This is a genomic window from Amycolatopsis lexingtonensis (assembly GCF_014873755.1).
In the GTDB taxonomy this organism is placed as follows: Bacteria; Actinomycetota; Actinomycetes; order Mycobacteriales; family Pseudonocardiaceae; genus Amycolatopsis; species Amycolatopsis lexingtonensis.
Genome location: NZ_JADBEG010000001.1, coordinates 2,385,271 through 2,394,008 on the forward strand (window position 1 = coordinate 2,385,271; position 8,738 = coordinate 2,394,008).

The following is an 8,738-nucleotide window of genomic DNA, read 5'->3' on the forward strand; positions in this document are numbered from 1 at the left end:
TCGCACGATGCGCCCCAAGGCGGCCTTGGTTGCGTCTGACGCACCGAAGGCCACATTGGGGCGCTCGGGGCCTGGACCTCGGTTCGGCGAGTGGGCCGGTTCCGGCCGCCCGCCCACGTCAAGCGACGCGCGACACTAGCGCACCAGCCGAGTCCCGTCGCCGAGGGGCTCCGTGCAGCCCGCCGCATCTAGGCGTTCCAGCAACGGGATCATCACCCGCCGGGTGCTGTCGAGCGCCTTCCGCGCCTCGGAAACCGTGAACGGGCCCGGCAGCGAGCGCAGCCCCGCCACCGCCCGCTCTTCCGCGTCCGGGCCGAGCACGACGCCTTCGGCGAGCGCGGTCAAACGGCCGAGCCGCACCGCCGCCGCGAGTTCGCGCCTGCCCAGCCCCAGCGCCCGCAGCTCGTCCGCCTCCGGCGCGCGGAACGGGTGTTCGGCGAGCCGCTTCAGCACCGTCTCCAGCGCCGCCTCGACCGCGGGGGCCAGACCGGCGCCGGGACGGCGGACGAGCCCGCCCGCCACCTCGAACCCGGTACCCGCCAGCACGGGGACGACAAGCTCCGGCGCAGGCAGGCCGAGCCGCTGCCGCAGCGCCTCCACCGGCACGCCCGCGGCGGTCCGGTCCCAGCCGCCCACGACCTCGGCCGCCTCCGCGCGCAGGGCGGCCAGCCGCTCCGAGTCCGCGCGCCAGCCGCCCAGACGCTCTCCCGTCTCGGCCAGGCCCATCGCGGCGAAGTCGGCCGCGCGGACGAAACCGTGACGGCGCAAGTAAGTCCGGGCGAGATCGGGGTCCGCCAGCTCACGCCCGCGCTCCCGGGCCGCGCCGCGGCGGGTCAACGGGGGCGGGCGGACGTCCAGGACGTCGAACCCGGCGGCGATCCGGTGCTCCCCCGGGTCGCGTACCAGCCCCCGGTCGCCGACGCGCAACGGCAGCGCGGTGCTCGTCGTGAGCCGCGCGGTGTCCGTCCCCAGTGGACGGACACGCACCGGCCGCGCCACCGTGCCCAGGTGCAGCACGAGGTGCCGGTGCAGATCGGCGGCGGCCGCGCCGCGCAGCCGGACGTCGAACTCGGCCGTGGTGCGCCACCGATCGGGCGTGAGCAGGACGTCGCCGCGCCCGACGTCGGCCCGCGCGGTGCCCCGGAGGTTGACCGCCACTCGGGCCACGGCGGTGACCCGGTCGCGGGGCTCGCCGAGCGCCTGCAGCCCGCGGACCTTCACCGGCGTCGTGCCCAGCCACAGCTCGTCGCCCACGGCGATCGTCCCCGCGGCCAGCGTGCCCGTGACGACCGTGCCCGCGCCGGACACGGTGAAGGCGCGGTCGATCCACAGCCGGACGTCGGCGTCCGGGTCGGGCGCGGGCAGGCCGGCCGTCAGCTCGGTGATCGCCGTGCGCAACTCTTCGAAGCCCGCGCCCGTCCGGCCGCTGACCGCGACGCTCGGCACCGCGCCCAGCGACGTCCGGGCGATCTCGTGCAACGCGGCTTCGGTGGCGGCCGCCGGGGCGGCGCGGTCGGCCTTGGTGACGACCAGCAAGCCGCGGCCGACGCCGAACGCGTCCAGCGCGGCGAGGTGCTCGGCCGACTGCGGCATCCAGCCCTCGTCCGCGGCGACGACGAACAGCACGGCCGGCGCGGGTCCCGCTCCGGCGAGCATGTTGGGCACGAACCGCTCGTGGCCTGGCACGTCCACGAACGCGACGTCTTCCCCGCCGAGCCGGGTCCACGCGAACCCGAGGTCGATGGTGAGGCCGCGGCGGCGTTCCTCGGCCCACCGGTCCGGCTCCATCCCGGTCAGCCGCCGCACCAGCGTGGACTTCCCATGGTCGACGTGGCCGGCGGTGACGATCACCCGCATCGGCGCACGGCTTCCCGCAGCTTCGCGTCCTCGTCCGGCCGCACGGTCCGCAGGTCGAGCAAGCAGCGGTCACGCACGACCCGGCCGACGACCGGCGGCTCTCCTGTCCGCAGGGCCGCCGCGAACCGCGCGGGCAGGCTGACCGCGGCACTGGGCAGTTCGACGCCGGGGGCGCCCCCGCCGCCGACCGCCGCGGTCGATGCCACCGCTTCGGCGCCGAAGTCCCGCAGGCTCTCGGCCAGGGTTTCGGCCCGGCGTCGCAAGTCCTCGACGGACGCTTCGAGCGCGGCGCGCACCGGCGGGACCGGGCCGCGCAACGTCGCTTCGAGGGCGGCGAGGGTGAGCTTGTCGACGCGCAGGGCCCGGGCCGCCGGGTGCCGCCGCAGCCGTTCGACGACGTCCTTCTCACCGAAGAGCAGCCCGGCCTGCGGGCCGCCCAGGAGCTTGTCCCCGCTGGCGGTGACGACCGTGGCGCCCGCCCGCAGCGCGGTCGCCGCGTCCGGTTCGTCCGGCAGGAGCGGGTGCGGGGCGAGCAGGCCGGAGCCGATGTCGGCGACGACCGGCACGCCGAGCTGGGCGAGTTCCTCGAGCGACGCCTCCGCCGTGAACCCGGTGACGCGGTAGTTCGACGGGTGGACCTTGAGCACGAAACCGGTGTCCGGGCCGAGAGCGGCGGCGTAGTCACCGGCCGTCGTCCGGTTCGTGGTGCCGACTTCCCGCAGCCGGGACCCGGTCGATTCCAGGAGGTCGGGGATGCGGAAGCCGTCGCCGATCTCGACCAGCTCGCCGCGGCTGACGACGATCTCGCGGCCCGGGGCCATGGCGAGCGCGCAGAGCAGCAGGGCGGCCGCGTTGTTGTTGACGACGTGCACCCCGCCGGCGTCCGGCACGGCGGCGGCCAGTGCGGCGAGCGCGCTCCGGCCGCGGCGAGCCCGGTCGCCGGTCGCGAGGTCGAATTCGACGTCGGTGGCGCCACCGGCCGCGACGAGCGCGTCGAGCGCGGCGGCCGAGAGCGGGGCGCGGCCGAGGTTGGTGTGCACGACGACGCCGGTCGCGTTGAGCACCGGCCGCAGCGAGGACGCGCTCCCGGGCAGCCGCGCGAGCACGGTGGCGGCGACGTCGGCCGGGGCGAGTTCTCCGGCGCGCGCGGCCCGCTGGACGTCCTGGACGACGGATTTCACCAGGTCACGGCCGAGTTCGGCGGCGGCCTTGGCGATCCCGGATTCGGCCAGGAGGGCGTCGGTGCGCGGGATCGCGCGGCGCGGGTCAGGCATGGCGGAGGCGGACGGGAATCGAACCCGCCAGCGGCAGGACCTGCCGCTCGGCGATTTTGAAGATCGCGCCGGTCACCAGGCCGGATACGCCTCCCTGCACCATGGCAGCCATCCTGCCAAGGTCGCGGCGGACGGGCACGATGAGCCCGTGGGTTACCGACTGACGCAGTACGCGCACGGCGGCGGCTGCGCGTGCAAGATCCCGCCGGGCGAACTCGAAGCGGCCGTCCTCGGCCTCACCGGCGCCTCCCCCGTCGATCCGCCGGGCGAGCTGCTCGTCGGGCTCGACACCGGCGACGACGCCGCCGCGGTCCGGATCTCCGGGGACACCGCGCTCATCGCGACGACCGACTTCTTCACCCCGGTCGTCGACGACGCCTACGACTGGGGCCGGATCGCCGCAGCGAACGCCCTTTCGGACGTCTACGCCATGGGCGGCACGCCGGTGGTGGCGGTCAACCTGCTCGGCTGGCCGCGCGAGACGCTGCCGTTCGAGCTGGCCGCCGAGGTGCTGCGCGGCGGCCTCGACGTCTGCGGCGCGGCGGGCTGCCACCTCGCCGGCGGGCACAGCATCGACGACCCGGAACCGAAGTACGGCCTGGCCGTCACCGGCGTCGCGGCCCCTTCGCGGCTGCTGCGCAACGACGCCGGCCGCGCCGGGCTGCCGCTGACGCTGACCAAACCGCTCGGCGTCGGCGTGCTGAACTCGCGGCACAAGGCCACCGGGGAACGGTTCGAGCAGGCGATCGACGTCATGACGACGCTGAACGCCCCGGCCGCCCGCGCGGCGCTGGCCGCCGGGGCCGCGTGCGCCACCGACGTCACGGGGTTCGGCCTGCTGGGGCACCTGCACAAGCTGGCGCGGGCCAGCGGCGTCACCGCCCGGCTGGACCCGGCGGCCGTGCCGTATCTGGACGGCGCCCGCGCGGCGTTGCGCGACGGCTACGTCAGCGGCGGCACCCGGCGCAACCTCGACTGGGTCGCCCCGCACGCCGACCTGTCCAGGATTTCCGCGGACGAGGCGTTGCTGCTGGCCGACGCGCAGACGTCCGGCGGGCTGCTGGTCGCCGGGGAGCTGCCGGGGTACCCGGTGATCGGGGAGCTGGTGCCGCGCGGGGACCACACGATCGTCGTGGGCTGAGTTTTCGGCCCGGGCGCGGCGGGTACGCGACGAACATGCCTGCACCGGAACGAGCCAGCCTGGAACAGCACCTGGCCGAGACGCAGTACCCGTGCGGCCGCGACGAGCTCCTGCGCCGCGCGGCGGCGGCCGGCGGCGGCGACTCGGTGCTCGGCTCCCTGGGCGGCCTGCCCGACAGCGACCAGTACGACGACTTCGACGCCGTCTGGGAGGCCGTGTCGGCCAAGCACGTCGGCGGGGCGCCGTAGGGTTCAGGCGAGGCGCTCGACGGCGTCCTTCGCGTCTTTGAGATCGGCGCCGGTGTGTTCGCGGTAGACCTTGATCGCCTGGATCTTCCGGCCCTCCCGCACCAGCGCGGCGACCTCGGCGAGTCCGGGCTCCTCGACGACCACCCCGAGCTTCTCGGCGATGGCGTCGAGCTTGGTCTCCATCCGCGCGAGCCGCCGATCGACCCGCGTCAGCCGCCGATCGGTGGCCGACGACCCGAGCGCGACGACCACGACCAGCACGACGACACCCAGCAACAGCATCCCGTAGTCCATGGCGCGCCATGCTACTTGCGGAAATTGTCGGTGGCGGTGGTTATCGTCCGTCCCATGACCACACTGATCGACCGCCCGAAGACCGCCCTGCTCGTCGTCGACGTCCAGAACGGGGTGATGTCGTCGGCCCACGACCGCTCGTCGGTCCTGGCCAACATCGTCACCCTGGTGGACAAGGCCCGCGCGGCCGGCACGGAAGTGGTGTGGGTGCAGCACACCAGCGCCGAGCTGCCGCGGGACAGCGAACCGTGGGCGTACGTGCCCGAGCTCGTCCGGTGGGAGGCGGAACCGCTGGTGCACAAGGAGTACGGGGACTCGTTCGAGGCGACGGACCTGGAGGCGGTGCTGGCCGAGCGTGGCGTGGGCTCGCTGGTGGTGGCGGGCGCGCAGACGGACGCGTGCATCCGGTCCACGCTGCACGGGGCGCTGGCGCGGGGGTATGACGCGGTGCTGGTGTCGGACGCGCACACGACGGAAGATCTGTCGGCTTATGGTGCTCCGCCGCCGGGGCAGGTGATCGCGCACACGAACATGTACTGGCAGTACCAGACGGCGCCGGGCCGGACCGCGGGCACGATGACCACGGAGGAGGTGGAGTTCGGGGTGACGACACCGGCTTGAGAGGTGACGGACTGGGCTGCCGGGCGCGGTTGCGGGCGCCAGGATCGGCCGAGCCGCGATCGGTTCACGGCGACCCTGAGTTACGGCCGTCTCGTGCGCGCCCCGCGATCCCGTGCGGTCACCTACTCCTGCCGGGTGAAGCCGTAAGCGCGCTCCACCTTCGCCACCTCGATGTAGTAGTTCGCGTACCACTCCTCCCGGCCGCGGCGCTGCGCCTCAAGGTGCTCCGGATGCTGCTTCCACGCCGCGATCGCCTCGGCGTCCCGGTAGTACAGCACCGTCAGCTCCCGGCCGTCCGCGGAAGTACGGGACTCGCGGCCCAGGTACCCGGGCTGAGCGGGGCCCAGCTCAGCCATCCGCTCGTCCATCGCCGCGTAACCGACGAGATTCGACTCGTCCAGGGCGCTCGTGATGATCACCGCGTAGTACGGCGGTTCCGGTCTCGTGAAGGACACCGGCGGAGCTTAAGCGGACGGAAACCGGCGCCCCAACGGGTTTTCTCAGCTGCCGCGGAGGTGGTCGCGCAGGGCTCGGGCGACGCGGGACATCAGCACGTCCGCTTCCGGCTGAACCGCCGCCGGGACGCGGGATTCCGTCAACGCCACCACGGCGAACACGCCGCCGTCCGCGTGCTCCACCACCCCCGCTTCGTGGCGCATGTTCAGCAGCGTTCCCGTTTTCGACGACCACTTCGCCGCGTCGGAGGCGAAGTCCGGGGTAAGGCGGTGGCGGATCACGTTGTTCGCCATCAGGTCGCGCACGCCCGCGGCGACCGCCGGGTCGATCTTCGACGGCGTCCACAGTGCCTGCAACAGCTCCAGCAGCGCCCGGGCCGACGCGGTGTTCGCGCGCGAGACGTCGAGCTGGGCCAAGCGGTGGCCCTGGCCAGCCGTTCCGGCGCTGATCGCCAGCGCGTGGGCCAGGTCCGCCTCGCCGGCGTCGAAGCGCTCGGCCGGGGTGTCCACCAGGTCGCGCAGCTCGTGCCGCAGCGCGATGCCGGTCAGGCCCCAGCCGGTCAGCAGCGCGGCCACCTCGGCCGGGGGCGTCAGGCCGAACAGGACGTCGGCCGCCTGGCCGTCGCTGAGGCACGTGCTCAGGTAGAGCAGGTCCTCGATCGCGATGCGGGCCGGGTGGCGGAAGCGGGTCACGCCGATCGGGCCTGGCGTGGTGACGCGTCCGGGCGGGACCTCCAGCTGGGTCGCACCGTCCAGCTCGCCTCGGCGGATGCGCTCCAGCGTCGCCGCCGCGAGCGGGACCTTGACCAGGGACGCGATCGGGTACTCGCGGTCCGGGTCGATCCCGACCTCGGCGCCCGTGCGCAGGTCGCGCACCAGGAACGACCCGCGTAGGCCGCCTTCGTCCAGCTCCACCCGCAGGTCGCGCACCAGCGCCTCGGTACTCACGAGCCAGCCCCAAGACAACGGCCGACGCCCGCCCGCAACACCGTGCGCAGCCGCTCGGCGTCCTCGCCCAGTGCCGCCGCCACCTCGTAGCCGCGTGCCAGGTCGACTTCGCCGATCGGCCGCCAGTTCAGACCAAGCTCACCCGCTTGCGTGACCGAGCAGAGCAGCAGGTCCGCCGAAGCGATCACCTCCGCGGCCGCCGCGGTAAGCGAGCCGGCCACGGCGACCTGCGCCGGCTGGAGCCCGACCGCGTCCCGGACCCGCAGTACCCGGTCCCGGACATGCGGGACATCGTCCTCCGGCTGGATCCACACCCGCCGCCGCGGGCCACCGGAGCGGCCCGCCCGCAGCGTCTCCAGGTGCACGATCCGCGCCCCCGACGGCGCCACCCCGGCCACGCCGAGCGGCACCGCCCACACGCCCTCCTCGGCCGGGACGGCGGTGAGCGCCGCCCGCACCTCGCTCGTGCGGACGAGTTCGGCCCGCTCCCCCGGCTCGGCGGCACGAAACTCCAGGTGGACCTCGAACGCACGCGCTTCGGCGGCGAGTTCGGCGAGCTCCCGCACCCCGCAGGTACCCGGCACCGCCACGCGCATCGGCCGCAGCCGTGCGCGCTGGGCGTCGTGCTCCAGCGAGTCGGCCAGCCGGACCAGCCGCTGCGCCGTGGGCAGCACGTCGCGCCCGAACGCCGTCAGCCGTGCCCGGCGGGTGGAACGGTCGAAGAGCCGTTCGCCGAAGTGGCGTTCGAGCGCGGCGATCCGCCGGCTCGCGACCGGCTGCGGGATGCGCGCGAGTGCCGCGCCCGCCGTGAAGCTCCCCGTCTCGCTCACGCTCACGAACGCCCTGCAGCCGCCGACCAGGTCCACGACCTCACTCTATGCGATTCCGGCATCAATCGGCACGTTTCCGTCTTGGACAGCATGAGCGAACGCGGTGAGACTGCGGATGTCGATCAAGACCGGAAGGAAGCACCGTGCCGTTCCCCCACGTCCGGTGGGCCGCGCTCGCCGCGCTGGCCCTCGTCCCGCTCACCGCGTGCGCCGCCGAAACGCCGGCTCCCGCAGCACCGCCGTCGACGTCCGCGGTCGCGCCGGCACCGCGGCCGGACTTCGCGCCGCTCGAACGCGAATTCGACGCGCGCCTCGGCGTGTACGCGATCGACACCGGCTCCGGCCGCGAGATCGCCCACCGGGCCGACGAGCGCTTCGGGTACGCCTCGACGCACAAGGCGTTCTCCGCCGGGGCCGTCCTCCAGCGCACGAGCATGGAAGGGCTGGCGAAGGTGCTGCCCTACACCCGCGCCGACGTCCAGCCGAACTCGCCGGTCGGCGAAAAGCACGTCGGCACGGGCCTGTCCTTGCGCGACGCGATCGACGCGGCGCTGCGCTACAGCGACAACACCGCCGCCAACCTGCTGTTCCGCGAGCTGGGCGGCCCGGCGGGGCTGGCCGCCGCGCTGCGCGGGATCGGCGACACGACCACGCACGTCGACCGGATCGAGCCAGGCCTCAACGACCTGGCCCCGGGCGACGTCCGCGACACGAGCACCCCACGCGCAATGGCGGCCGACCTGCGCGCGTTCGCCCTCGGCACGGTGCTGCCGGCGGCTCAGCGGACGTTCTACACCGACACGATGCGCGCCAACCGCACCGGCGACGCGGTGATCCGCGCGGGCACCCCCGCCGGCTGGACGGTCGCCGACAAGACCGGTACCGGCGAATACGCGACGCGCAACGACATCGCGGTCGTCTGGCCGCCGGGCCGGGCGCCGATCGTGCTGGCGGTGATGTCCGACCGGAAGACCGAGAACGCCGAGCACGACGACCGCCTGCTCGCCCAGGCGGCGAAGCTCACCCTCGACGCCTACCGCTGACCGCCCGGGCGCGACGCGAAGGTCGCG

10 protein-coding genes and 1 tRNA gene are annotated in these 8,738 nt (G+C 74.4%); 4 read left to right on the forward strand and 7 right to left on the reverse strand.

Features of this window, described 5'->3' with window-relative positions; all coding sequences use genetic code 11:
* Positions 1 to 135: 135 nt before the first annotated feature.
* The 3 genes from selB to H4696_RS11110 form a co-directional block, all read right to left on the reverse strand.
* Positions 136 to 1,857: a selenocysteine-specific translation elongation factor gene (gene selB, locus H4696_RS11100; protein ID WP_192782246.1), complete on the reverse strand. Its 1,722-nt coding sequence runs from the start codon at positions 1,855 to 1,857 to the stop codon at positions 136 to 138.
* On the reverse strand, positions 1,848 to 3,131 hold the full coding sequence (gene selA / locus H4696_RS11105; RefSeq protein ID WP_086864084.1) for an L-seryl-tRNA(Sec) selenium transferase: 1,284 nt from the start codon (positions 3,129 to 3,131) through the stop codon (positions 1,848 to 1,850). The genes selB and selA overlap by 10 nt, the downstream gene beginning before the upstream one ends.
* Positions 3,131 to 3,225 (reverse strand) — tRNA-Sec (locus H4696_RS11110). The genes selA and H4696_RS11110 overlap by 1 nt, the downstream gene beginning before the upstream one ends.
* A 54-nt stretch (positions 3,226 to 3,279) precedes the next feature.
* On the opposite strand from H4696_RS11110, the gene selD reads away from it, so the two are divergent.
* A complete protein-coding gene (gene selD / locus H4696_RS11115; protein WP_086864083.1) occupies positions 3,280 to 4,272 on the forward strand; it encodes a selenide, water dikinase SelD in 993 nt (330 codons plus the stop codon).
* 35 nt (positions 4,273 to 4,307) lie between these two features.
* The gene (locus tag H4696_RS11120; protein WP_086864082.1) at positions 4,308 to 4,520 is read left to right on the forward strand and encodes a DUF2795 domain-containing protein; all 213 of its coding nucleotides are present in this window, start codon (positions 4,308 to 4,310) and stop codon (positions 4,518 to 4,520) included.
* A 3-nt stretch (positions 4,521 to 4,523) separates the two neighbouring features.
* Here the strand turns inward: H4696_RS11120 and H4696_RS11125 are convergent, their stop codons facing one another.
* Positions 4,524 to 4,814, reverse strand: a complete 291-nt coding sequence (locus H4696_RS11125) for a ribosomal protein L7/L12 (protein ID WP_086864081.1) — start codon at positions 4,812 to 4,814, stop codon at positions 4,524 to 4,526.
* Between the two features lie 54 nt (positions 4,815 to 4,868).
* Here H4696_RS11125 and H4696_RS11130 point away from each other — a divergent pair, with 54 nt between their 5' ends.
* On the forward strand, positions 4,869 to 5,435 hold the full coding sequence (locus H4696_RS11130; protein WP_086864080.1) for an isochorismatase family protein: 567 nt from the start codon (positions 4,869 to 4,871) through the stop codon (positions 5,433 to 5,435).
* A 122-nt stretch (positions 5,436 to 5,557) separates the two neighbouring features.
* Here H4696_RS11130 and H4696_RS11135 read toward each other — a convergent pair whose 3' ends face one another.
* Genes H4696_RS11135 through H4696_RS11145 form a run of 3 tightly spaced genes read right to left on the reverse strand, consistent with a single transcriptional unit; the run spans position 5,558 to position 7,704 of the window.
* Positions 5,558 to 5,890 carry an antibiotic biosynthesis monooxygenase family protein gene (locus H4696_RS11135; RefSeq protein WP_086864079.1) on the reverse strand — a complete coding sequence of 111 codons (333 nt, stop codon included), beginning with the start codon at positions 5,888 to 5,890 and terminating at the stop codon, positions 5,558 to 5,560.
* 45 nt (positions 5,891 to 5,935) lie between these two features.
* Positions 5,936 to 6,838, reverse strand: coding sequence for a serine hydrolase (locus tag H4696_RS11140; protein WP_086864078.1), 903 nt, complete (start codon positions 6,836 to 6,838; stop codon positions 5,936 to 5,938).
* Positions 6,835 to 7,704, reverse strand: coding sequence for a LysR family transcriptional regulator (locus H4696_RS11145; protein ID WP_086864077.1), 870 nt, complete (start codon positions 7,702 to 7,704; stop codon positions 6,835 to 6,837). Before H4696_RS11145 ends, H4696_RS11140 begins: the two co-directional genes overlap by 4 nt.
* 107 nt (positions 7,705 to 7,811) lie before the next feature.
* On the opposite strand from H4696_RS11145, the gene bla reads away from it, so the two are divergent.
* Positions 7,812 to 8,711 (forward strand): class A beta-lactamase, encoded by a 900-nt coding sequence (bla, locus tag H4696_RS11150; RefSeq protein ID WP_086864076.1) that lies wholly within the window; start codon positions 7,812 to 7,814, stop codon positions 8,709 to 8,711.
* The last annotated feature ends 27 nt before the right edge of the window (positions 8,712 to 8,738 follow it).